Annotated in this window: 15 protein-coding genes and 1 pseudogene; 10 read left to right on the top strand and 6 right to left on the bottom strand. The window is 72.4% G+C overall.

Going from position 1 to position 25,055, the window contains the following annotated elements:
• Nucleotides 1–31 precede the first annotated feature (31 nt).
• Together ABZX65_RS17125 and ABZX65_RS17120 are read right to left on the bottom strand one after the other, a co-directional pair.
• Complete coding sequence (locus ABZX65_RS17125; RefSeq protein WP_355339778.1) at nucleotides 32–895, bottom strand: aldo/keto reductase; 864 nt, start codon at nucleotides 893–895, stop codon at nucleotides 32–34.
• 128 nt (nucleotides 896–1,023) lie between these two features.
• Nucleotides 1,024–3,987: a glycoside hydrolase family 3 C-terminal domain-containing protein gene (locus ABZX65_RS17120; protein ID WP_355339775.1), complete on the bottom strand. Its 2,964-nt coding sequence runs from the start codon at nucleotides 3,985–3,987 to the stop codon at nucleotides 1,024–1,026.
• A 387-nt stretch (nucleotides 3,988–4,374) separates the two neighbouring features.
• Between ABZX65_RS17120 and ABZX65_RS17115 the strand changes: the two genes are divergently transcribed.
• From ABZX65_RS17115 to ABZX65_RS17075, 9 genes and pseudogenes are all read left to right on the top strand, one after another.
• Nucleotides 4,375–6,054, top strand: a complete 1,680-nt coding sequence (locus ABZX65_RS17115) for a Tat pathway signal sequence domain protein (protein WP_355339772.1) — start codon at nucleotides 4,375–4,377, stop codon at nucleotides 6,052–6,054.
• 3 nt (nucleotides 6,055–6,057) lie between these two features.
• The gene (locus ABZX65_RS17110; RefSeq protein WP_355339769.1) at nucleotides 6,058–7,095 is read left to right on the top strand and encodes an ABC transporter permease subunit; all 1,038 of its coding nucleotides are present in this window, start codon (nucleotides 6,058–6,060) and stop codon (nucleotides 7,093–7,095) included.
• Nucleotides 7,092–8,057, top strand: coding sequence for a carbohydrate ABC transporter permease (locus ABZX65_RS17105; protein WP_355339766.1), 966 nt, complete (start codon nucleotides 7,092–7,094; stop codon nucleotides 8,055–8,057). The genes ABZX65_RS17110 and ABZX65_RS17105 overlap by 4 nt, the downstream gene beginning before the upstream one ends.
• A gap of 143 nt (nucleotides 8,058–8,200) precedes the next feature.
• Nucleotides 8,201–9,232, top strand: coding sequence for a LacI family DNA-binding transcriptional regulator (locus tag ABZX65_RS17100; protein ID WP_355339763.1), 1,032 nt, complete (start codon nucleotides 8,201–8,203; stop codon nucleotides 9,230–9,232).
• Between the two features lie 118 nt (nucleotides 9,233–9,350).
• Nucleotides 9,351–11,384, top strand: coding sequence for a TIM-barrel domain-containing protein (locus tag ABZX65_RS17095; RefSeq protein WP_355339760.1), 2,034 nt, complete (start codon nucleotides 9,351–9,353; stop codon nucleotides 11,382–11,384).
• Between the two features lie 8 nt (nucleotides 11,385–11,392).
• Nucleotides 11,393–13,423, top strand: a complete 2,031-nt coding sequence (locus ABZX65_RS17090) for a beta-galactosidase (protein ID WP_355339757.1) — start codon at nucleotides 11,393–11,395, stop codon at nucleotides 13,421–13,423.
• A 168-nt stretch (nucleotides 13,424–13,591) separates the two neighbouring features.
• A pseudogene (locus ABZX65_RS17085) lies at nucleotides 13,592–13,726 on the top strand (serine/threonine protein kinase); the annotation flags it as partial.
• 423 nt (nucleotides 13,727–14,149) lie between these two features.
• The gene (locus ABZX65_RS17080) at nucleotides 14,150–16,165 is read left to right on the top strand and encodes a S53 family peptidase (RefSeq protein ID WP_355339754.1); all 2,016 of its coding nucleotides are present in this window, start codon (nucleotides 14,150–14,152) and stop codon (nucleotides 16,163–16,165) included.
• A 195-nt stretch (nucleotides 16,166–16,360) separates the two neighbouring features.
• A complete protein-coding gene (locus tag ABZX65_RS17075; protein ID WP_355339751.1) occupies nucleotides 16,361–17,692 on the top strand; it encodes a hypothetical protein in 1,332 nt (443 codons plus the stop codon).
• 63 nt (nucleotides 17,693–17,755) lie between these two features.
• Here ABZX65_RS17075 and ABZX65_RS17070 read toward each other — a convergent pair whose 3' ends face one another.
• The 3 genes from ABZX65_RS17070 to ABZX65_RS17060 all read right to left on the bottom strand — a co-directional run bounded on the left by ABZX65_RS17070 (nucleotide 17,756) and on the right by ABZX65_RS17060 (nucleotide 21,907).
• A complete protein-coding gene (locus ABZX65_RS17070) occupies nucleotides 17,756–19,690 on the bottom strand; it encodes a transglycosylase domain-containing protein (protein WP_355339748.1) in 1,935 nt (644 codons plus the stop codon).
• A 227-nt stretch (nucleotides 19,691–19,917) separates the two neighbouring features.
• Complete coding sequence (locus ABZX65_RS17065) at nucleotides 19,918–21,192, bottom strand: GAF domain-containing SpoIIE family protein phosphatase (RefSeq protein ID WP_355339745.1); 1,275 nt, start codon at nucleotides 21,190–21,192, stop codon at nucleotides 19,918–19,920.
• A gap of 205 nt (nucleotides 21,193–21,397) precedes the next feature.
• Nucleotides 21,398–21,907, bottom strand: a complete 510-nt coding sequence (locus ABZX65_RS17060) for a MarR family winged helix-turn-helix transcriptional regulator (protein WP_355339742.1) — start codon at nucleotides 21,905–21,907, stop codon at nucleotides 21,398–21,400.
• Nucleotides 21,908–22,187: 280 nt separating this feature from the next.
• On the opposite strand from ABZX65_RS17060, the gene ABZX65_RS17055 reads away from it, so the two are divergent.
• A complete protein-coding gene (locus tag ABZX65_RS17055) occupies nucleotides 22,188–23,177 on the top strand; it encodes a phosphatase PAP2 family protein (RefSeq protein ID WP_355339739.1) in 990 nt (329 codons plus the stop codon).
• 166 nt (nucleotides 23,178–23,343) lie between these two features.
• On the opposite strand, the gene ABZX65_RS17050 is transcribed toward ABZX65_RS17055, so the two are convergent.
• Nucleotides 23,344–24,846 carry a DEAD/DEAH box helicase gene (locus ABZX65_RS17050; RefSeq protein ID WP_355339736.1) on the bottom strand — a complete coding sequence of 501 codons (1,503 nt, stop codon included), beginning with the start codon at nucleotides 24,844–24,846 and terminating at the stop codon, nucleotides 23,344–23,346.
• Between the last annotated feature and the right edge of the window lie 209 nt (nucleotides 24,847–25,055).

Raw genomic sequence — 25,055 nt, 5'->3', positions numbered from 1 at the left:
GGTTGCGGAATGCGAAGGCGCGGGCGGACCGTCAGCCGGCGGCGCTGAGCCGGGCGATCTCGTCGGCGTCCAGGGTGAGTTCGGCGGCGGCGACCGAGTCGCGGATGGTCTCGGGGCGGCTGGAGCCGGGGATCGGGACGACGACCGGGGACAGCGCGAGCAGCCAGGCCAGGCAGACCTGCTGCGGGCTGACGCCGTGCGCGGCGGCGACCTTGGCGAACTCCCCGTAGGAGGAGCCGAGTTCACCGGCGTGGGCGATACCGCCGAGCGGGCTCCACGGCAGGAAGGCGATGCCCAGCTCGTCGCAGAGCGTCAACTCCGGCTCGCTGGAGCGATACGCGGGCGAGAACTGGTTCTGCACCGACACCAGGCGCCCGCCCAGGATCTCCTGGGACAGCCGGATGCGGTCCGGGCTCGCGTTGGAGATGCCCGCCATCCGGATCTTGCCCGCGTCCAGCAGCTCGGCGAGCGCGCCGACCGACTCCTCGTACGGCACGGCGGGGTCGGGCCGGTGGAACTGGTAGAGGCCGATCGCCTCGACCCCGAGCCGCCGCAGCGACGCCTCGCAGGCCGCCTTGATGTGCTCGGGCCTGCCGTCCAGCGTCCACGAACCGTCGCCCGGCCGCAGGTGGCCGCCCTTGGTCGCGACCAGCACGCCGTCGCTGTCGCCGCCGTACGAGGCCAGCGCCTTCGCGATCAGCGACTCGTTGTGCCCGACCTCGTCGGCGTGCCAGTGGTACGCGTCCGCGGTGTCGATCAGGGTCACCCCGGCGTCGAGCGCCGCGTGGATCGTCGCGACGGAACGTGCCTCCTCCGGGCGCCCCTCGATCGACATGGGCATCCCGCCCAGCCCGATCGCGCTGACCTCGACGGCACCGATACGACGGCTCTGCATGGTTTCGCGCCTCTCTCATTCCACCTACGACGACAACGGACCTCCAGCTTCACCCGTGGGGCGGGCAGTCGTCCAATAGAAGAAAGCGAACGAATTAAGAAGCGCGGCCGTTCAATGCGCGCCGTGGCTCATTCCGCGAAGGTGAACCCGGCCAGCAGCGCGTCTCCGGTCAGTGTCCAGGTCAGCGTGTGCGGGCCGGGGCCGGGCGGGGCGGACAGCGGCGCGGTCAGCTCCGTCCAGGTGTGCCGGTCGGCGGTCGGCGGCGGGGTGAAGGCGGCCAGCGGCGCGCCGTCGCAGCGCAGCTCGATCCCGGACGGTTCGGCGCAGGACCCGCCCTCGGCCGCCGGTCGGCTGACCTCGACCGCGACCGTACGCGCCCCGGTCAGGCCGACGTCCCGGAAGACGGCGGTGGCCGGTTCCCCCGGCGCCGCGGGGCCGACCGCGTCACCGGAGACGGGGCCCGCGTCCAGCAGCCGCAGCCCCGTACAGGCGTCGAAGTCCACGGCCGCCACGCGCACTCCGACCGCCTTACGGGGAGCGGGAGTCGGGCCGGTGACCTCCAGCCGGGCGGTCGCGGCGACGTCCTGGACCCCGCGCGCCACGAGGACGTCGTACGCGCCCGGGTCCACGGTGAAGGCGCTGGTCCCGACGTCCCAGTGCGCGAGCGCGTCGGCGGGCACCTCGACGCTCACCTCGCGCCGCTCGCCCGGCGCGAGCCGCACCTTGCGGAAGGCGGCGAGCCGCAGCAGCGGCGCGTCGTAACGGGCGTCCACCGCACGGGTGTAGAGCTGCACGGTCTCGGTGCCCGCGCGCTCCCCGGTGTTGACGACGGTCACCGTCGCCGTCACCGGCTCGCCCGGCGCGATCCGCGCCGCCGACAGCCGCAGGTCCTCGTAGCCGAACGTGGTGTACGACAGGCCGTGTCCGAACCCGTAGAGCGCGGGCGCGCGGTGGTACTGGTACGTCCAGCCCGCCGTGATGATGTCGTAGTCCAGCGGCGGCGGGAGCGGGTCGCCGCCGCGGTACCAGGTTTGCGGCAGCCGCCCGGTCGGCTCGCTCGCGCCGAGCAGCACCGCCGCCAGCGCCCGGCCGCTCTCCTGCCCGCCGTGCGCGGTCCACAGCACCGCGGGCACCCGCTCCTGCGCCCAGTCGAGCGCGTACGGATAACTGCTGGTCACGGCCAGTACGGTGCGCGGCTGCGCGGCGGCGACCGCGCGCAGCAGCGCGTCCTGCGCGGGCGGCAGGGCGGTGTCGGGGCGGTCCTGCGTCTCACGGCCGTTGATCAGCGGGTCGTTGCCGAGGACGACGACGGCGGTGTCGGCCGCGGCGGCGGCGGCCCGCGCCTGCGCGATCCCGTCGCGTACGACCGTACGGCGCCAACTCTCTGCCTCCGCGGGGGTGTCGGCGCTCACCGTCACGCGCCCGGTCGCCCCGTCCACGGCCGCGTACCGGCCGCTGTGCACATGCCGCAGCAGCTCCGTACCGTCCGCCCGCTCCTCGAGGCGGAAGGTCTCCTGGACGTCCCAGCCGTTGGGCAGCGTCTGATCCGCCGTCAGCACCTTCTGTCCGGAAGCGTTTTCGTCGCCGCCGCTGGGAACACCCCCGTCGCGCGCGGTCAGATAGCGGCCGGTGCGGGCGCTGCGCAGGGTCAGCACACCGCCGCCCCAGTCGAAGACGTCGAAGCAGAAGTCGTCGGCCGGGACTTCGGCCGCCGGGGCCGCGAGCAGCAGCGGGCCCGCCGGGTCGGCGGCGGGCACCGACAGCGCGCCGTCCGACGAGGTGGCGTGCAGGGCGATCCGGTCGACGCCCTCGACCACGGCGGTCACCTCGTCGCCGCGCGCGGCCAGCGCGGCCGTCAGCCCGTCGGCGGCCGTGATCCGGTACGGCATCGTGCCGCTGTACCAGTCCTCGAAGAGGGTGTCCGCGAGCGGCCCGATCACCGCGACCTTGTGCGATGCCCCCGCGACCGGCTCCAGCGGCAGCGTCCCGTCGTTCTTCAGCAGCACCACCGCCTCCGTGGCCGCGCGCAGGGCGAGTTCGCGGTGCGCGGGCGAGTCGACGGCGTCCCAGCCGATGGCCGCGTACGGGTCGCGCTCCGGGTCGAACTCGCCGAGCCGGAAGCGGATCGCGAGCTGCCGCCGTACCGCGCGCGTCACGTCGTCCTCGTCGATCAGCCCGCGCCGCAGCGCCTCCTGGAGGCGGCCGACGGTGACGGCGGAGTCCTCGCCATGGTCGGTGAAGCTGTCGACCCCGGCGCGCAGCGCCGCCGCGTGCGACTCGGCGTGGTCGGTGAAGTAGTGCTCGGGGTCGACCAGATTGCTCGGCGCCTCGGCGTCGCTGACCACGAACAGCTCGTGTCCGGTGGGCGCTGCCCAGCGCCGCAGCTCCGACTCGATCAACGGACTGACGTGGCAGGGACGGCCGTTGACCAGGTTGTACGCGAGCATCGCGCCGGTCGCGGCGCCCGAGGCGACGGCCGGGCGGAAGGCGGCGAGGTCGTACTCGTGCAGCACGCGCGGGCGCAGCCCCGAGGAGGTGACGCAGCGGTCGTCCTCGTTGTTGTAGGCGAGGAAGTGCTTGAGGATCGGCGCCGTGCGCAGGTGCTCGGGATCGTCGCCCGCCATGCCCCGGCAGTAGGCGTCGCCCAGGCGCGCGGTGAGCAGCGGGTCCTCCGCGTAGCCCTCCTCGTTGCGCCCCCAGCGCGGGTCGCGGAGCAGATTCACCACCGGCGCCCACGCCTGGAGGCTGATCGGCCCGGCGCCGATGGGCGCGGCCCTGTGGTGGTGGAAGGCGCGCTGCTCGACGGAGACGGCCGTCGCGACCGCGTGCGTCAGCTCCTCGTCCCAGGTGGCGCCCAGGCCCACGGCCTGCGGAAAGGTGGTGGCGGTGCCGAGCCACGCGACGCCGTGCAGCGCCTCGGTGCCGGTGCGGAAGGCGGCGATGCCCAGCCGGGGCACGGCCGGGGCGTACTGGTGCAGCAGCGCCACGCGTTCGTCGGGGGTGAGCCTGCCGAGCAGGTCCTCGACCCGTTCGCGCAGCGGCAGTTCCGCGTCGCGGAAGGGCGGCCGGTCGTGCACGGGCGTCGTACTCACTGAGGCAAACCCCTTGGGCCGGTGACGTGGTGAAGCGCTTCGCCGAAGCTGACACGCCGCCGACGAGGGTGTCAACGGGTCGCGCACAACCTCCGTCCGGCGCACCGCTGTCGAATTCATCGAACGCCCTGACCAGGGCGGGGATGATGTCCGCAGGACCGTACGGGGCCGGAATCCGCCCGCCGGACAGTCGCGTCAGAACTCTTGTCGGAACCGAAACACGTGGTTACTGTCGCCGACACATCGAAGCGCTTCGACAGTCCTCTTCGACACTCTCCCCGGCGCCTCGCCCCCTCCACGCGGCACCGGCACGGCAAAACGGCACCCACGGCACGCACCCTCGGCGTCCCCCCGGATCGGACCACCCCACACGGCGAAGGACCCACCATGACCAGCCAGTTGAACCGCAGAACCTTTGTGAGCGCGGCGGCGGCGACAGCCGGAGCCGCGGCGCTGTCCCCGCTGCTGACCGCCTGCGGAAGCGGGTCGAGCAGCAAGGGTGGCACCAGCAGCAAGAGCGGACTGAAGGCGGCGCTGCCGCAGTTCACCGCGAGCCGCTCGGTCACGGCGGACATCCCGGCGGTGCCGGGCGCCGCGGGCACCGCCACCGACCCCGGCTTCCTGACCTACCCGGCGAGCCCGGTGAAGACGGTCGACGGCGTGCCGGGCAAGGGCGGCAGCTACACCGCCGTCACCCCGCTGTGGGGCACCATCCCGGAGCCGGGCAACTCCTTCTACCAGGCCATGAGCAAGGCCCTCGGCGTGACGCTGACGATGAAGCCCGCCGACGGCAACCACTACGACACCGCCATCCCCACCATGACGGCGGCCAAGAAGCTGCCGGACTGGATCCAGCTCCCCACCTGGTGGAACGCCAACTTCAACGTCGGCAAGCTGGCCGGCACCCAACTGGCCGACCTCACGCCGTACCTGGCGGGCGACGCGGTCAAGGACTACCCGAACCTCGCCGCGATCCCGACCGGCGCCTGGCAGGCCGGGGTGTGGGAGGACAAGCTCTACGGCATCCCGTCCTTCTCCAGCGGCTTCGTCGTCGCGGGCACCACCTACCACCGGGCCGACATCCTCCAGGCCAAGGGCATCAACCCGGACGAGATCTCCTCGGCCGCCGATCTCCTCGCGCTCGGCAAGGAGTTGACGAACGCCAAGGGCGGCGTGTGGGCCTTCGACGACCTGTGGACGTATCTCTCCCCGTTCTGGGGCGTGCCCAACAAGTGGACGGTCAAGGACGGCAAGCTGGTCCACAAGTACGAGGGCCAGGAGCTGCTGGAGGCGCTGGACTGGCACTACAAGCTCGCCAAGTCCGGCTACATGCACCCGGACGCGCTCGCGGGCAACACCAACGACGGCAAGAACCGCTTCTACGCGGGCAAGGTCGTCGTCACCGGTGACGGCACCGGCGCGTGGAACCTCGCCGACGCGCAGGCGGGCACGGCGGCCGATCCGAAGTACCGGCGCGGCGCGTTCAAGGTCTTCGCCGCCGACGGCACGTCGAAGCCCGGCATCTTCCTCGGCAACTCCACCAGCCTGATGAGCTATCTGAACATCAAGCTGTCGAAGGACCGGATCAAGGAGTTGCTGGCGGTCGCCAACTACCTTGCCGCGCCCTTCGGTTCCGCCGAGTACACGATGGTGAACTACGGCGCCGAGGGCGTCCACTACACGATGGACAACGGCACGCCGACCTTCACCGACGAGGGCAAGAAGGACGTCCAGCAGCAGACGTACCCGTTCCTGGCCACCTGCTCCGCGGTGATCAGCAATCCGGGTGCCCCGCAGGTGACCAAGGACTACGCGGCCTGGCAGGCGGCAGCGGCGGCGACCGCGTACAAGCCGGTGTTCTGGAACATGAACATCACCGTGCCGCAGCGCTTCGCGACCGCCGACGCGGGCCAGGCCGTCGAGGACACCATCAAGGACTGCTACCACGGCAAGAAGAAGGTCTCCGACGTGCAGGCCGCGATCTCCTCGTGGAAGAGCAGCGGCGGCACGCGGTTGACGACGTGGATGCAGACGAACGTGCTCGACAAGTACGGCTCGGGGCAGTAGGCGGTGGCCGCGATCATCACCGGGAAGGCGGACGGGACACCGGGGAAGCCGGGCGCCGCGGACGGGGACACCGGCAAGGGCGCACGCGACGGCAAGAAGGGCTCACGCGAGGCCAAGAGCACGGCGCACGGCGGCCTGACCTGGCGCGTGCGGCTGCGCCGCGACAAGTCGCTGCTGCTGATGACCCTCCCGGCCGTCGCGCTGCTGCTGGTCTTCAACTACGCGCCGCTGTTCGGCCTGGTCACCGCCTTCGAGTACTACGACCCGCTGGTCGGCGTCCGCAACAGCGACTTCGCGGGCCTGGAGCAGTTCCGGCAGCTCTTCCACGACCCGCTGTTCTGGGGCGCGTTGCGCAACACGCTCTTCCTCAGCTCCGTCCAGATCGTCCTCTTCTTCCCGGTGCCGATCGCGCTCGCCCTGATGCTCAACACCGTGATCAGCGAACGGCTGCGGAATTTCGTGCAGTCCATCGTCTATCTGCCGCACTTCTTCTCCTGGGTGCTGACGATCACCGTCTTCCAGCAGATGCTCGGCGGCGCGGGCGTGCTCAACCAGTTCCTGCGCCGGCACTCGATCGGCACCTGGGACGTGATGACCGACCCGCACACCTTCGCGCTGCTCATCACCTCGCAGGCGGTGTGGAAGGAGGCGGGCTGGGGCATCATCGTCTTCCTCGCGGCGCTCGCGGCCATCGACCAGAACCAGTACGAGGCCGCGGCCGTCGACGGCGCGGGCCGGTGGCGCCGGATGTGGCACATCACGCTGCCCGGCATGCGCGGGGTGATCGTGCTGATGCTCGTGCTGCGGCTCGGCAACGCGCTGACCGTCGGCTTCGAGCAGTTCCTGATCCAGCGCGGCGCGGTCGGCCACGACGCGGCCGACGTCCTGGACACCTTCTCCTTCTATTACGGCATCGCCACCAACAACTACAGCTACGGCGCCGCCGCCGGTCTGTTCAAGAGCGTCATCTCGCTGCTGCTGATCTGGGGCGCGAACCGGCTGGCGCACTCCTTCGGCGAGGACGGGTTGTACCGCAGATGACCGACACACTGACCGTGGGCGGCGACCGCGCCGGCCGTACGCGGAACCCCCGTGCGCGCAAGGGCCCGCAGCGCCCGTCGTGGGAGGAGGCGCCGGGCGTCGCCGGGCAGACCTTCAAGGGCGCCACCTTGGCCCTGGTCGTGGCGGCCGTCCTGGTGCCGCTGTGGATCGTGGCGCTGACCAGCCTGTCCACGCCGGGCGCGATCGGCCGCGCGGGCGGCCTGGTGATCTGGCCGGACGGGGTGACGCTCAACGCCTACCGGCTGATGCTGGAGAACGGCGCGGTCACCCGCGCCCTGCTGGTCAGCCTCGGCGTCACGGGCGTCGGCACCGCGATCTCGATGGTGGTCTCCGTGCTGTGCGCGTACGGCCTGTCGCGCTCCGGGTCGCTCGGCCACCGGGCGATCCTGATGGTGCTGATCGTCACCATGTTCGTCAGCGGCGGCCTGATCCCGACGTACCTCGTCGTCACCGGCCTCGGCGGCTACGGCCAGTACTGGGCGCTGATCCTGCCCAGCGCGATCTCCGTGTTCAACATCCTCGTGCTGCGCGCCTTCTACTCCGGCACCTCCGCGGAGCTCATCGACGCGGCGCGGATGGACGGCGCGAACGACTGGCGCATCCTGTGGTCGGTCGTGCTGCCCACCTCGCGGGCCGTGACCGCCGTCGTCACGCTCTTCTACGCGGTCGGATACTGGAACTCCTTCTTCAATGTCATGCTCTACATGCCCACGGACAGCCCCAAGTGGCCGTTGCAGTACGTGCTGCTGGAGTACGTCAACTACGGGATGAACATGCCGGGTTCGGTGAACAGCGGCTTCGGCACCGCGCACGCGCAGACCGCGCCGCTGTCGCTTCAGATGGCCGTCGTGGTGCTCACCCTCGTACCGATCCTGATGGTCTACCCCTTCATGCAGAAGCACTTCAAGACCGGCGTGCTGACCGGAGCGGTCAAGGGATGAGCGGTCGGGGGACGGACGGTCACGGGATGAGCGGTCACGGGATGAGCGGTCACGGAATGAGCGGTCACGGAATGAGCGGTCGGGGCACGGGTGAACGTACGCAGGGGACCGCGGGACCGCCACCACGACAGGAGCAGCACAGCATGATGGGAAGCACCTCCGCCGTGACCATCGCCGAAGTGGCCAAGCACGCCGGGGTGTCGTCGAGCACGGTCAGCTATGTCATCAGCGGCAAGCGCTCGATCTCCGAGGCGACCAGGCGCCGGGTCGAGGCGGCCATCAGGGAGTTGGGCTACCACCCCAACGCGGGCGCGCGGGCGCTGGCGGGCAAGCGGTCGCACATCATCGCGCTGATGGTGCCGCTGCACACCGACGTCTACGTGCCGATCATGATGGAGATCGCCATCGCGGTGACCATGGCCGCGCGCGGCTTCGGCTACGACGTGCTGCTGATCACCAACGACGAGGGCCCGGACGGGGTGCGGCGGGTCGCGGCCAGCGGTCTGGCCGACGGCGTGATCCTGATGGACGTCGAGCTGGACGACGACCGCATCCCCGTCCTGCGGGCGCAGAACACGCACGCCGCGCTGATCGGACTGCCCGCCGACGCCACCGGACTGTCGTGCGTGGACCACGACTTCGCGGCGGCGGGCGCGCTGTGCGCCGACCACCTGGCCGACCTCGGCCACCGCGACGTGGCCTTCATCGGCTACAGCCCGGCGGTCTACCGGCGGCACGCGGGGTACGCGGAGCGGACGCTGACCGGCTTCCGTACGAGGTCGGCCGAGCGCGGGCTGCGGATCGTGCACCGGCCGTGCGACGGGACGTACGAGAGCACGGCGGGCGCCTTCACCCGCGTCCTCGCCGACCGGCCGGAGACCACCGGCTTCGTCGTGCAGAACGAGGGCGCGATCGGGCCGCTGCTGAGCCTGCTGCGGGCGGCCGGGCGGATCGTGCCCGAGGACGCCTCGGTGGTGGCGCTGTGCCCCGAGCCGCTGGCCGACCAGTACTCGCCGCGGCTGACCGCCGTCACCGGGCCCGCCCAGGATCTGGGGCGGCGCGCGGTGGAGCTGGTCATGCGGCGGATCGAGGGCGCGGACGCCGACGAAGTCGCGCTGCTCACACCTCTGTTGACCACACGCGAGAGCACAGGCCCGGCCCCGCACCGCGACTGAGCCCCGCTTCCCCCAATAGCGCCGCTTCCCGACCCCCCGCTTCCCCCCGGTGACGCCGCTTCCCTACCCCCGCACGCCCGTTTCCGCCCTCGCACAGAAACGTCAGGAGAGCCACCGCATGGCAGAGCACTTCCGCATCCGCGAGCACGCCCTCGAATGGCGGGCCAGGGGTGAGACGTTGCGGGTCGAGGCGTGGGGCCCGGACGCGGTCCGGGTGCGGTCCACGCCCGCCGGGGAGATCGTCGAGGATCTGCCCGGCGCGCTGGACGCGCCGCCGCCCGGCGCCACCACCGCGATCACCGTGCACGGCGACTCGGCGACCCTCGTCAACGGCGCGTTGACCGTACGGATCGACGCCTGCGCCGAGGGCCGGCTGACCCCGGAACTGCCCGCCGCGGCGGGCCGGTTGACCTTTGAGCGCACCGACGACGGCGCAGAGCTGCTGGCCGAGGAGCCGCCGCACTTCTGGTGGCCGGGCCCGCGCCTCTACACGGCCACCGGCAACGGCTACCACCGCCTGGAGCAGCGCTTCCGCGCCTACGCGGACGAGCGCTGCTACGGCCTGGGCCAGCACGGACACGGACTCTTCGACCAGAAGGGCGCGGTCCTCGACCTCGTGCAGCGCAACGGCGAGGTGACCGTGCCGCTGCTGATCTCCAGCCGCGGCTACGGCCTGCTGTGGAACTCCCCGGCGGTCGGCCGGGTCGAGCTGGGCGTCACCGGCACCCGCTGGGTCGCCGACAGCGCCCGGCAGATCGACTACTGGTTCACCGCGGGCGACCCCGGCGCGATCCTGCGCCGGTACGCCGACGCCACCGGCCACAGTCCCGAACTCCCGGACTGGGCCACGGGTTTCTGGCAGTGCAAGCTGCGCTACCGCACGCAGGAGGAGCTGCTGGAGGTCGCCCGCGAGTACCGCCGCCGCGAGCTGCCGCTGTCCGTCATCGTCTGCGACTTCTTCCACTGGACGCACCTGGGCGACTGGCGCTTCGACCCGGCGGAGTGGCCGGACCCGGCCGCGATGGTCCGCGAACTCGACTCCATGAGGGTGAAGTTGATGGTCTCGGTGTGGCCGTCGGTCAGCCCGGCCAGCGAGAACCACGCGCCGATGTGGGACCGCGGACTGCTGATCGGCACCGAGTACGGCCCGCTCGCGCACGCCGACTGGCCGGACAAGGGCCTCGGCGCGTACGCGGCGCAGGTCGCCTTCTACGACGCCACGCACCCCGAGGCCCGCGCGTACGTGTGGGAGAAGCTGGCCGCCAACTACCTGGCGCACGGCGTCTCGGTGTTCTGGCTGGACGCCGACGAACCGGAGCTGAAGCCCAACTACCCCGCCAATCTGCGCTTCCACGCGGGGCCCGGGCTCGAAGTCGCCAACCTCTACCCACGCGAGCACGCGCGCATGGTGCACGACGGGCTGCGCGCGGCCGGGCACAGCGAGGTGCTGACCCTCAACCGCTCGTCGTGGGCGGGCGCCCAGCGCTACGGCGCCGCCCTGTGGTCGGGCGACATCGGCACCGACTTCGCGTCGCTGCGCGCCCAGATCACCGCCGGGCTCAATGTGATGCTCTCCGGCATCCCGTGGTGGACCACCGACATCGGCGGCTTCCACGGCGGCGACCCCGACGACCCCGCCTACCGTGAGGTGCTGGTCCGCTGGTTCCAGTACGGCGCCTTCTGCCCGCTGTTCCGCCTGCACGGCTTCCGCGGCCCGGAACAGGTCCTGGAGCCGGGCATGACCGGCCTGCCCAACGAGGTCTGGTCCTACGGCGGGCGGGCGTACGCGGTCCTGGCGTCGTATCTGCGGCTGCGCGAGCGGCTGCGGCCGTACATCGCCGAGCAGATGCGGGTGACGGCCCGCAGCGGGGTGCCGCCGATGCGGCCGCTGCTGCTGGAGTTCCCCGACGACCAGGACGCGTGGGGCATCCGCGACGCCTTCCTGCTCGGGCCCGACCTGCTGGTGGCGCCGGTCACCGAGGCGGGCGCGGTCACGCGGGAGGTCTACCTCCCGGCGGGCGCGCGGTGGACGGACGCGTGGACGGGCGAGGAGCACGACGGCGGCCGTACGGTGACGGCCGCGGCGCCGCTCGACCGCATTCCGCTGTTCCTGCGGGACGGCGCGCGGCTGCCGATCGCGGAGCCGAGGTGAGCCCTTCCATGAACACCGTCCCCGACTCCCGCGCCGATCCGGCCGGTTGGCTGACCGCCCGGCTCGGCGGCCCCGCCTTCGGCGGCGACTACAACCCCGAGCAGTTCGCCGACGACCCGGCCGTACGGCGCGAGGACGAGGAGCTGATGCGGCGGGCCGGGGTGAATCTGGTGACGCTGAACGTCTTCGGCTGGGCGGAGCTCGAACCGGAGCCGGGGCGCTACGACTTCGCGCCACTGGACGCCCGGCTGGAGCGGCTGCACGCCGCGGGCGTGGCCGTGGACCTGGCCACGCCCACCGCGCAGCCGCCGCCGTGGTTCGGCCTCGCGCACCCCGACGCGCTGCCCGTCACCCCCGACGGCACCCGGCTGACCCACGGCAGCCGCGACACGTACTGCCTGGCCGCGCCCGCCTACCGGCAGGCCGCCCGCGCCGTCGCCGAGGCTTTGGCGGCCCGGTACGGCGAGCACCCGGCGGTCGCGCTGTGGCACGTGCACAACGAGTACGCGACCGTCTGCCACTGCGAGCACGCCGCCGACGCCTTCCGGCGCTGGCTGCGCGAGCGGTACGGCACCCTGGAAGCCGTCAACCGGGCCTGGGGCACCGCCTTTTGGAGCCAGCGCTACGGCGCGTGGGAGCAGATCCAGCCGCCGCGCGCCACGCAGTGGCGGCCCAACCCCGGCCAGGTGCTGGACTTCCGGCGGTTCTGGTCGGACCTCGCGCTGACCGCCTACCGCGAGCAGCGCGACGCGATCCGTGCGCACAGCCGGGTGCCGGTCACCACCAACGTGATGCTGCCCGGCTACCAGGTGCTCGACCTGTGGGCGTTCGGCCGCGAGGTCGACCTGGTGGGCGTGGACCACTACCCGGACGCGCCGGGCCTGGACGCCGCCGCAGACACCGCCTTCGGCGCGGACCGGGCGCGCTCCTTCGGCGGCGGCAGGCCGTGGCTGCTGATCGAGCAGGCCACCAGCACCGTCTACGCGGGCGACCTCGTCCTGCCCAAGGAGCCGGGCGACATCCTGCGGCACTCGCTGAGCCACATCGCGCGCGGCTCGGAGGGCGTGCTGTTCTTCCAGTGGCGGCAGTCACCGGCCGGGGCCGAGATCTGGCACTCCGCGATGGTCCCGCACGCGGGGCCGGACACCCGGATCTTCCGCGAGACCGTCGAAACCGGCCGCGCCGTGGCCGCGCTGGCCGAGGTGACCGGCTCGACCGTACGGGCGCGGGCGGCCGTCCTGCACGACCCGGACGTGTGGTGGGCGCTGGACACCCCCGTCCTGCCCACGCCGGAACTCCCGTACCTGCCCGCGCTCAAGCGCGCCCACCGCGCCCTGTGGGACGCCGGGATCACCACCGACTTCGCGCACCCGTCCGCCGACCTGTCCGCGTACCGGCTCGTTCTCGCCCCCAGCCTGCACCTGGTCTCCGAGGAGTCCGCCGCCGCGCTCACCGCCTACGTCGAGGGCGGCGGCACCCTGCTGGTCGAGTGCTTCAGCGGCGCCGTCGACCCCCACTACCGCGCGTGGCCCGGCGGGGCGCCGGGCCCGCTGCGGCCACTGCTCGGCCTGCGCGCCGAGGAGTTCCGCCCCCTGCCGTCCGGCGCCGCCGTCCCCCTGACCGACGGCGGCGCCGGCACCACCTGGACCGAGGCGCTGCTGCTGGAGGGCGCGACGGCCGAAATCGGTTACACGGAAGGGCCGTTGACCGGCCGGGCCGCCGTCACCCGGCACGCCCACGGCCGGGGCACCGCCTGGTACGCCTCCACCTGGCTGTCCCCCGCCTCGTACACCGCGCTGATCGGCGGCTTGATACGGGCCTGCGGCGCGGAGCCCGAACTCCCCGGTCTTCCGGCGGGCGTCGAGGCGGTCCGCCGCCACAGCGACGACGGCCGCGCGTACCTCTTCCTCCTCAACCACTCCCCGGCCGAGGTCCGCGTCCCCGTGCGGGGCCACGATCTCCTGGCGTCCCGCGCCCTTCCTTCCGAGGGCGCCGTCCTGCCGCCCGCGAGCGCCGTGGTCGTCCGCGAGGAGGGCTGAGGGGACCGCCCCGCCGGCTCGGGGACGGGCACGGAACGTGACCCCGGCATCACCCGAACGAGTGAACGCTTCTCGGTCATCCTGGGGTGGTCACGCAACCGGCTCTTCCCGAAGGGCGTCCCCTCCTGCGCAACAGGTGTGACGCTTGGGGTGGGAAGGGGGTCGGGCGTGGACACGGTGATTGTGCAGTTGCCCGAGGAATCCGACGCACGGTGGGGAGAGGAACCGGCCGGGCGGCGCCCGAGGCTGCTGCGGCTCGGCCCCGGCGAGACGGCCGAGTTCGGGCGCGGGGGCTCCCCCGTGCGGACCGGTCCGGCCGGACACCCACCACCGTAGGCACGGCCCGGCGGGCCCGCTCCTGACAGATGACAGGGACGGCGGAACGCACCCGCGCCGCACCGGGACCCGCGGGGCCGCGGGCCGGACGCGCGTATACCCCGGCCGTCCGACGTGATCGCGCCAGCCCTTATGCGGTCCGAGACCCGGCATATGACCTAAGCCCGCCGAAATCCCCGCCCGGTGGTTAAAGGTCCAGCTAAGGACGGCTGTTCGGCATTCCCAGCGTCTGGAAGTGGCGTGCACACTACAGCCGTCGCCCGTCAAAAGCGTGCAACACGCAGCTATCGCACCACGATCCAGGTCTCGTCCTTGTCCTGTTCCTGACCTCACGTTGGAGTCGTCATCAACGACATACAAAAACCCCGTGTCGCACGGGCCCGCGCAGCGGTGGTCGCGGCGGCCTCGCTGGCCATGGTGTCCGGGTCCCTGATCCTCGCCATGCCCTCGCAGGCCAGCGGCCCCGCGCCCGCGGCCAAGACCATCGCGCAGAGCCACCCGGACTGGGCCACCGCCTCCGCCGACCAGGGCTCGGTCGCGGCGAACACCGAGATCACCGGCACCGTGTACCTGGCGGGCCAGGACGCCGCGGGCCTGACGAAGTACGCGACGGCCGTGTCCGACCCGAGCAACGCGAGCTACGGCGAGTTCCTGAGCCCGGCCGCGTACAAGGCGCGCTTCGGCGCCACCAAGGCGCAGGTCTCCGCGGTCCGGAAGTGGGCGGCCGACTCCGGCCTGAAGGTCGTGAGCACCTCCGACCACGCGATCACCGTCAAGGGCACCAACGCGGCGGTCACCAAGGCGTTCGGCACCGGCATCCACCAGTACCGCGTCTCGGGCACGCTGCGGCACGCCCCGGCCCGTGACGTCGTGGTCCCCGCGTCCGTCTCCTCCGCGATCCTCGGCGTGACGGGCTTCACCACGCCCGGCGCCAACGTCGCCAAGCCGAACTCGCACCGCGTCGACGACACCACGGCCCGCTCCGCCGCGACCCCGGCCAGGAGCGGCAAGCCCGACGCCGGACTGCCGACCACCGCGACCTGCTCCGACTACTGGGGCCAGAAGATCGCCAAGGGCGCGCCGGCCGGATACACCACGTCCGACGTGCCGTTCGACCAGTGCTCGTTCTACCCCTCGCAGCTCCGCAAGGCGTACGGCATCACCGCCTCGGGACTGACCGGCAAGGGCGCGACGATCGCGATCGTGGACGCGTACGGCAGCTCCACCATGCTGGCGGACGCCAACCAGTACGCGACCGCGCACGGTGACAAGGCGTTCAGGTCCGGCCAGTACAGCGAGGTCGTCGACCCGTCGCAGTGGACCAACCAGGACCTGTGCGGCGGCCCCGAGGGCTGGGCGCCGGAAGAGGCGCTGGACGTCGAGATGGCGCACGGCCTCGCGCCCGACGCCAAGGTCGTCTACGTGGGCGCCAACTCCTGCGACGACAACGACCTGCTGGGCGCCATCAGCACCATCGTCGACAACCACCTGGCCGATGTCGTCTCCAACTCGTGGGGCGAGATCATGCACACCACGGACGACGCCGACGTCACCTCGTCGCTGATCGCCGCCTACGAGCAGGTCTTCAAGCAGGCCGCCGTCGAGGGCATCACCATCGGCTTCTCCGCGGGCGACTGCGGCGACAGCAGCCCGCTGGCCGCCGCGACCGGCGTCAACTGCCAGCCCGACACCTCGCGCGCGCAGGCCAACTGGCCCGACTCCGACCCGTGGGTGACCTCGGTCGGCGGCACCGCGCTCGGTCTGAAGGACAAGAGCGGCGCGTACGGCTTCGAGACCGACATGGGCACGCTGCGCTCCAACCTGTCGGCCGACGGCAAGAGCTGGACCCCCGCTCCCCCGGCCCCGTTCTACTTCGGCGGCGGCGGCGGCACCAGCGAGGACTTCGCACAGCCCGCGTACCAGCGCGGCGTCGTGCCCGGCTCGCTGTCGCACACGCTGATGACCGGCGCGAAGAGCCGTACGGCCCAGCGCGTCACGCCGGACGTCTCGATGAACGGTGACCTGTACACCTCGGTCCTCGTCGGCATCTCCGACGGCGCCCCGTACAGCGAGGGCGGCTACGGCGGCACCAGCGTCTCGGCGCCGGAATTCGCCGCGGTCCAGGCCGACGCCATCCAGGCCAGGCACCACGCCATCGGCTTCGCCAACCCGGCGATCTACGCCCGCGCCGGGCTGTTCAAGGACGTCGTGGACCAGAACGCCGCCCACCACCACAAGGCCCCGCTGAGCAACGTCGCCGACTTCGGCCTGGTCAACGGCACCCTCGCCGTGCGCCTCGCCGCCTTCGGCGAGGACACCTCGCTCAACGCGGTCCGCGGCTTCGACAACGCGACCGGTGTCGGCTCCCCGACCCTGTCCTACCTCCGCTCCTTCGGCCGCCGCTGACCGATCTCCCGAAGGGCCCGGCGGAGCGACCCTCCGCCGGGCCCTTCGGCATACCCCGCCGCCGCCGATTCCGCCGTATCGGCTGTGACAGGACGCCCCGAACGCGCGTCTGCATACACAGCAAGGCGGTCAATACTGGCGCCGGACGTGTGCGGTGCCGGTGGGGAGCAAGGGGCGACGGTGAAATTAGCGGCGATGCGGTCGTGGGTCAGGCAGCGGCCGAAGGCGGCGGTGGCGGGGGCGTCGGCGGTGGGCGCCGCGGGAGTGGCGGTCGCGCTGGTCGCGACGCTGACCGGCGGAGGCGCAGGCGCAGGCGCAGGCGGGGACGGCGGTGGCAAGGCGGACGACGCGGCGGCGCGGTCGCGGGCGACGCCGACCAGCCGCGCGCCGAGCCCGAGGACGGCGCGGCCACCGACGGGGACGCCGACACCGACGCCGACCGTCACCGAGACGAAGGGTCCGATCGGCGACGGGTCCACCGCGTACACCGGCCCGCAGCCGCACCAGCCGAAGCCGGAGAAGCTCAAGCCGGGCGAGAAACCGCCGCAGTTCGTGGTGTTCTCCTGGGACGGCGCGCTGGAGAACGACGACCATCTGTTCTCGCGCTTCCGGGAGTTGGCCAAGGAGAACAACGCGAACATGACGTTCTTCCTGTCCGGTATCTACCTGGTCCCGGACGCGAAGCGGTCGCTCTACCACCCGCCCCGGCACGCGGCCGGGACGTCCGCGATCGACTTCCCGACCGACGCGCACATCAAGGAGACGCTGGAGCAACTGCGGCTGGCCTGGCAGGACGGGGACGAGATCGGGACGCACTTCAACGGGCACTTCTGCGCGCCCGACGCGGGCGGCGGCGGCACGTGGAGCACCGCGGACTGGCGCAAGGAGATCGCCCAGGCGTACTCGTTCGTGGAGCACTGGAAGACGAACACCGGCTTCACCGACCTCCCGCCGCTGCCCTTCGACTACGGCCGTGAGCTGGTCGGCGGGCGCGCGCCGTGCCTGGAGGGGCAGAAGAATCTGCTGCCCGCGGCCAAGGCGCTGGGCTGGCGGTACGACGCCAGTTCGCCCGGCGACTTCCAGCTCTGGCCCGCCAAGTCGGGCGGGGTGTGGAACTTCCCGCTGGAGCTGATGCCCTACCCCGGCAAGGACTTCCAGGTCCTGTCGATGGACTTCAACTTCCTCTACAACCAGTCGGGCGGCGAGCAGACCCAGGGCGACCCGGCGAAGTTCCCGGCCTGGGAGCGCGAGACCCGGCAGGGCTATCTGAACGGCTTCGAGCGCGTCTACAACGGCAACCGGGCGCCGCTGTTCATCGGCAACCACTTCGAGACGTGGAACGGCGGCATCTACATGCAGGCCGTCGAGGACGTGGTGAAGGACGTCTGCCACCGGGACGGGGTGCGCTGCGTGTCGTTCAAGGAGCTGTCCGACTGGCTGGACGTCCAGGACCCGGCGGTGCTGGCCGAATTGCGCGGCCTCGACCCGAGCGAGTCGCCGGACTGGACGACGTTTCCCGCCAAGTAGCCGGTCCTGGCGGAGAGATCAGGGGACCGGCGGCCGGGCCCCGCGCCGAGGGGCCCGGCCCGCTCAGCCGGCCGCCGCCACGTACCGCGTCCAGATGTCGACGGGATACGTGCTGCCGAACTCCTTCGTGGCCTTCGACGGCCCGCCGGTCCCGGTCAGCGGCAGCAACTCCTGCGTCTTCGGGTCGAGTCGGAAGACGGCGACCGACGTCGCCACCGCCGCGGCCCGCGCCCCCCTCGGTGGGTAGCCGACGTACCAGGCCGACAGGTCCCCGGCCGCCGTGCCCGTCTTGCCCGCCAGATCCGTCCTGCCCGCGAGCCCGCCGCCCGCCCTCACCGCGCGGCGCGCGGTCCCGCCGGTCACCGCGTCCTTGAGCGCGTCGTCCACCTCGCCCGCGACCTTCGGGGTGAACGGGTGCGTGACAGCGGGCTGTTCGATGTCCACGCGCTGCCCGTCGCGGGTGACCTTGAGCACGGAGTACGGATCGGTGTGCGCGCCCGCGGCGGCGAAGGTGCCGTACGCGCTCGCGACCCGGATCGGGCTCGGGGTGACGCCGGTGCCGGTGGCGAAGGCGGGCACCTGCTCGCCGAAACCGCGCGGCAGCAGCCCGGCGTCGACGGACGCCTTCCGCACCCGGTCCAGGCCGACGTCCATGCCGAGTTGGGTGATCGGGCCGTTGACGGAGTCCGCCACCGCCTGCCGCAGGCTGATCCGCCCCCAGGACTTCCCGCCGTCGTTGCGGCTCTTCACGATCGTGCCGTCCCGGCTCCAGTACGGCCCCTCCGGAGTCCGTATCGGCACCTTGTCGTCGCCGTCGTAGACCGAGTCGGGGGTGACGGGCGTACGCGGCGCGCCGCGGGTGAGCAGCGCGCCGTCCCGCAGTCCGGCCGCGTAGACGAACGGCGCGTAGGCCGTACCGACCGGCACGATCGCGATGTTGGCGTCGTCGAAGCCCTGCTCGATGTAGTCGGGGCCGCCGTAGAGCGCGACGATCCGGCCGTCGGTGGCGACGGACGCGGCGCCGACGCGGACGTTCCGGTCGGCGGTCCTCGCCTTCGGTGCGAGGCCCGCGGTCTCGTGCCGCACGGCCTCGGCCAGGGCGTCGACGCGCGGGCGCTCGAAGGTCGTGTAGATCTGGTAGCCGCCCAGGTCGAAGCGCGCGTCGGAGATGTCGCCGTGCGCGGACACGTACGCCCGCGCGGTGTCGACGAGATAGCCGGTCTGCCCGCTCAGCCCTACGGGTTTCGGCGGCGCCTTGGGCTCGGGGAAGACGGTGTACGCGGCGCGCTCGGCGCGCGAGAGCTGACCGGTCTTCACCATCCGGTCCAGCACCCACTTCCAACGGGCCACCGCCCGTTGGTGGTTGGCCGGGCTGATCGCGGGGTCGTAGAGCGCGGCGCCCTTGAGCAGCGTGGCCAGGAAGGCCCCCTCGCCGGCGTTGAGCTGGGAGACGTCCTTGCCGTAGTACGCCTTCGCGGCGCGCTGCACGCCGTACGTACCGCGCCCGAACCAGGCGGTGTTGAGGTAGCCGTCGAGGATCTGCCTCTTGCTCATCTTCTGGTCCAGCTTCACCGAGATGAACATCTCGGTGATCTTGCGGGAGAGCGTCTGGTTCTGGTTGAGGTAGACGTTCTTCACGTACTGCTGGGTGATGGTGGAGCCGCCCTGGGTGTCGCCGCCGGTCACCATGGTGGCGACGGCCCGGCCGATGCCCTTCGGCGAGACGCCGTGGTCGGAGTAGAAGGAGGCGTTCTCGGCGGCCAGCACCGCCCACTGCACGCTCGTGGGTATCCGGTCCAGCGGCATCGCCTGCCGGTCCACCGGGCCCACCCGCGCCATCTCGGTGCCGTCGGCCCAGTAGTAGACGTTGTCCTGCTGCGTGGCGAATTCATTGAGGTCGGTGGGTATCCGGGTCCGCGCGTACGCCACTCCCACCACGGCGGTCAGCGTCACCAGCACCCACAGCGCCAGCAGCGACGCCTGGCGCAGCGACGGCACCCACCGCCGTATCCCGCGCCGCCCCGGCCGTGGATAGCGCGGCCGCAACACACGGGCCACGCGTTTCGCACGGGTCACGCGTACCGCGCGTGCCGCGCCTCGGCCCAACCGCCTTAACTTCAGCCACTTTTTCCCCAACACCCCCGGAAGCTAAGGCCGGTTGTGGACCGCCCGAGGGCGGGACCGCCACAGTTCTGTAACAGCGGCGGGGCCCGGGGGCCACCGGGTCAGGAGGGCAGGCGGCGCGCGCGGGGGTGGAGGCGGGCGGCGAGCACGGCGACGTCGTCCTCGGCGCGGGTGGCGTCCAGCCGGGTGAGGACTTCGTCCAGGACGGCCTGGATCGCGGCGCCCGGCGGGAGCCGCAGATCGGCGAGGCGGGCCAGGGAGACGTCGATGTCCTCCTTGCGCCGCTCGACCAGGCCGTCGGTGAACATCACCAGCGTCTGGTCGGGGGTGATGTCACGGGTGGTCAGCTCGTAGCCGCCGACGCCCGTGCCCAGCGGCGGCCCCACGGGCAGGTGCAGCAGGCTGCCCGCGCCGTCCGCCGAGAACAGCACCGGCGGCAGGTGCCCCGCGCTGACCAGTGCCACGCTGCCCCGCGCCGGGTCGACCCGGACCAGCAGACATGTCGCAGGGCGGCGGGTGCCGTCCTCGGCCACGGCCGCGTCGAGCTGGCGCAGCACGCGGTGCGGCGGCAGATCCGCCGAGGCCACGTACCGCAGCATCGAGCGGTACGCGTTCATGTCCACGGCCGCGTCCAGGCCGTGGCCCATCACGTCACCGATCACCAGCAGCGTCCGGCCGAAGCTGAGCCGTACCGTCTCGAACCAGTCGCCGCCCACCAGGCTCCCGCCGCCCGCCGGGAGATAGCGGGTCGCGATGTCCAGGTTCGGGTGCGGGCGCCGGGGCTCGGCCAGCAGCGCCCGCTGGAGATTCAGCGCCGTGCTGTGCGCCGCCGTGTGCTGCCGCGCGTGGCTCAGGTGCACGGCCGCCAGGCGCGCCGCGTAGTGCACGGCCGCCGTCTCCTCCGCCGTGAACCCCCGCCGGCCCGCCCGTACCGCCAACAGCGCGCCGTACAGCCGTCCGTGCGCCAGCAGCGGCATCGACACCGCCGTACGCGGCAGACTCCCGTCCGCGTCCGCCGTCGCCGTGATCGGATGCCCCTCGTCCAGTGCCCGCACCGACAGCGACTGCGCGCTCAGCGGCGTCCTCGGCTCCAGCAGCTCCGACCTGCCCGCCGCCGCCGTCCGCGTCAGCGCCGGCTCCTCCGGCCGCCGGTCCGCCGGTACGTCCTCGGGCAGCAGGTCCACGGCCGCCGCGTCGCTCACCCGGCGGCACAGGAAGCCGACCAGCTCCGCGCAGGTCGTCTGCTCGTCCAGGGTGCTTCCGATGGCCTCGACCGCCTCCTCCGCCACCCCGAACCGGCCCCCGTCCGTGCCCTCCGCCTCCCCGAACCAGCCCCCGTCCGTGCCCTCCGCCTCCCCCTCGACCGGTCCGCTCACCACTCCACGCCGCCTCTCCCACCGTTCGCCCTGGCGGGCACCCCCTGATCCTTCCAGGGCCCCCGCCGCTGCCCCCGTTCCCACGTGCCCGTCCCCCGGTCTTTTCCGGGCCGGGCCCCCTGTGCGTCGGCTCCAGGCGGGTGGGTGAGCCCAGCGGCCCTCAAAGCGCCCGCCCGCGCACGGTGAACGGACCGGGCCCGGGGCCCTACAGGGGCGAGCCGTCCCGGGCGGGGGCGGGGCCGTCGAGGAATTCGGCGAGCCGAAAGAGGGCGGGAAGGGCCGCGCGCACCGCCCGAAGGTCAGCATCGGGCAAAGCTTCAAGCGCGGCGTCCATCCGCCGCTCGTGCGCCAGCGTCCACGCGGCGAGCCGCTCCCGCCCGGCAGCGGTGAGCGTGACGACCGAGGCGCGCCGGTCGGCGGGATCGGTCTGCCGGGCGACGAGCCCGGCGGCGATCATGGGCCCGATGAGCCCGCTGACGGTGCTGGCGGCGAGCCGTCGCCGGACGGCCAGATCACCGATGCGGGCGGGCGAGTGCTCGCCCAGGACCTGCAACAATTCCACCTGGGCCATGGGCAGCGCCTCCCACGGGTCGTCGCCGCCGACGGACACCCGAAGGGCACGGCGGAGCCGGGTGACGGCCTCGGTGAGCAGCCGGGCGTCGGCGGACTTGCTGAGCGGTCGCGGCGGGGAAACCGCGGGGTGGTGCGGGGACATGCCCTTGAGCGTAGGCCCTGGCATGTCACGGACCACCTGTCCGCGGCCTCTCAGGAGCGGGACGGGACCCCGTCGCGGCGGGCGGTGACTCGTCACTTCGGCGCCACCCGGACGACGGAAACTTCGGTGTCCGATGTAATCTCGTCCGAGTCCGCCGGCCACGGCCGGACCGTACGGCGAGAGTGAAAACCTTCATGCTGCTGGCGTATCCCCCGAGTCCCGCACAAGGTGCCCGGCACCCGGGACGGGTCCTGCCCGCAGCCGCGCCGGAGGGCGGCCGATGACGTCCCCGACGCGCAACGCGCCCCGTACGGACGGCGCGCGGACGGACGGACCCCGTGCGGACGGACCCCGTGGCGACGAGCCCCGCACCGGCATGCTCCGCAAGGACGCGGCCCCGGAGCCCGAGGCCGCACCCGAGTCCGGGTCCGCGCCCGCCGAGGCCCCCAGGAGCAGATTCCGCCGCCTCGGCCCGCTCCTGCCCGCCCGGCTGCGCCGCCTCGGCCGCCCGCACCTGCTGGTCGAACTGGTCTTCAGCGTGGTGCTGTACAAGACGTACTCGCTGACCCGCCGCGCCGCGCCCGAGCACCACGAGGCCGCGCTGCACCGCGCCACGGACATCCTCAACGCCGAGCGCAAGCTGCACGTGAACATCGAGCTGACGATCAACCACGCGATCGACAAGATCGACTGGCTGATCGTCGGCATGAACTACTACTACGCGACGCTGCACTTCATCGTGACCCTCGGCGTCCTGATCTGGCTCTACGCCCGCCACCCCGCCAGCTACCGCAGCGCGCGCACCGCGCTGTACGCGGCGACCTTCGTGGCCCTGATCGGCTTCACCTTCTTCGCGCTGGCGCCGCCGCGCCTGATGGAGGGCCAGGACTTCATCGACACGGTGGTCACGCACCATACGTGGGGCTCGTGGGACAACGACGACGTGTCGTCGCTGTCGAACCAGTACGCGGCGATGCCGTCCGTCCACATCGTGTGGTCGGCCTGGAGCGGTCTGACGGTCGCGGCGCTGGCCCGCAGAACGTGGGTCAGGGTCCTGGGCTTCCTGTACCCCTTCTTCACCTTCACCGTCATCCTCGCCACCGGCAACCACTTCCTCGCCGACGCCGTGGCGGGCGCCCTCACCCTGGCCCTCGGCTTCCTCATCCAGCGCCTGCTGCTCGGCCGCCCCGCCTACCTCTACCCGGCCCCCGACCCGCTCCCGCCGGGCCCCCTGGGTCCGGTGGGCGCCCGCACGGGCACCAGGCAGTAGTCCTCCGCGCGCCGCCGACGAACGCGCGCGCACCACGGCCGCGAGGACGAACGCGGCCAGGACGCACGAGGGCCCGAGCCGTGTCGAACGGCTCGGGCCCTCGTCGTACGTGTGGTGCCAGTCGTGCTGGTGGCGCCGGTCGTGCTGGTCGCGCGCCCCTGAGGGGTTACGCGGCGCCGCGCATCGGGGACGAGCGGCGGCGGGACTGCGACGTCGGACGGCCGCGGCGGGCGCGGGAGGACGGCGCGCCGGAGCGCTGCGGGCGGTCGGCGGCCGGGTTGGTGATGGTGACCGGGATGCCGGACGGCGCCTGGGCGCCGGTGATCCGGGTCAGCTCGGCCTCGCCCGACCGCACCTGGGCCACCTGCGGCGCGATCCCCGCGTTGGCCATCAGACGGGTCATCTCACGGCGCTGGCTGGGCACCACGAGCGTGACGACCCGGCCGGACTCGCCCGCCCGCGCGGTACGCCCGCCGCGGTGCAGATAGTCCTTGTGGTCGCTCGGCGGGTCGACGTTCACGACGAGGTCGAGGTTGTCGACGTGGATGCCGCGGGCCGCCACGTTGGTGGCGACCAGCACCGTCACATGCCCGGTCTTGAACTGCGCGAGGGTACGGGTGCGCTGCGGCTGCGACTTGCCGCCGTGCAGCGCCGCCGCCCGTACACCGCTCTTGAGCAGGTGCTGGGTGAGCTTGTCGACGGCGTGCTTGGTGTCGAGGAACATCAGCACCCGGCCGTCGCGCGCCGCGATCTCGGTGACGGTCGCGTACTTGTCGGCGTCGTGGACGTGCAGCACGTGGTGCTCCATCGCGGTGACCGTGCCCGCCGACGGGTCGACGGAGTGGACCACCGGGTCGGAGAGGTAGCGCCGCACGAGCTGGTCGATGTTGCGGTCGAGCGTGGCGGAGAACAGCATCCGCTGGCCGCCGGGCCGCACCTGGTCGAGCAGCTCGGTGACCTGCGGCATGAAGCCCATGTCGGCCATCTGGTCGGCCTCGTCCAGCACGGTGATCGCGACCCGGTCCAGCCGGCACTCGCCGCGGTCGATGAGGTCCTTGAGCCGTCCGGGCGTCGCCACGACGATCTCCGCGCCGCCGCGCAGCGCGCTGGCCTGGCGGCCGATGGACATGCCGCCCACGACGGTGGCCAGCCGCAGCCGCAGCGTGCGGGCGTACGGGGTGAGGGCGTCGGTGACCTGCTGGGCGAGTTCCCTGGTCGGGACCAGGACCAGCGCGAGCGGCTGCCGGGACTCGGCGCGCTGCCCCGCGGTACGGGCCAGCATCGCCAGGCCGAAGGCGAGCGTCTTGCCGGAGCCGGTGCGCCCGCGGCCCAACACGTCACGTCCCGCGAGGGTGTTGGGCAGCGTGGCGGCCTGGATCGGGAACGGTACGGTGACGCCCTGTACGGTCAGCGCGTTCAACACGGCGTCGGGCAGGTCGAGTTCGGCGAAGGACTCGACGGCGGGCAGCGGCGGGGTGACCGTCACCGGCAGGGCGAACTCGCCCTGCGGCGCGGAGGGCCGCCGTCCGTAGCCGCCGGAGCGGGAGCCGCCGCCGCTACGGGACTGGCCGCCGGAGCGGCCGGAGCCCGAGCCGGAGCCGCCCGTACGGGAGGAACCACCCGTTCGGGTGCGGCTGAAACGGTCGTTCGTGCGAGATGTGCGGTTCAAAGGAACCCTTCCTCGATGCGACACGTATCGAGGATTTCCCGGCGGCCGTGAGGCGGCGGGGACAATCGCAAGAACGAGCCGGATAAAAAGCGAAACGAAGCCGGTCGGGACATTTCCTCCCGTGGCTTCGACATTTCCGCGCCATGAAGAAGCCGTGGAAAACGGCGGAACGCGGTGGAAATCCGTACAACGCAACAAGCCGGGACCCG

Origin of the sequence: Streptomyces sp. NPDC003300 (assembly GCF_040610915.1) — a bacterium.
Taxonomy (GTDB): Bacteria; Actinomycetota; Actinomycetes; order Streptomycetales; family Streptomycetaceae; genus Actinacidiphila.
The sequence above is the reverse complement of the archived record's forward strand: the minus strand, read 5'-3'. Positions and strand labels throughout refer to the sequence as shown.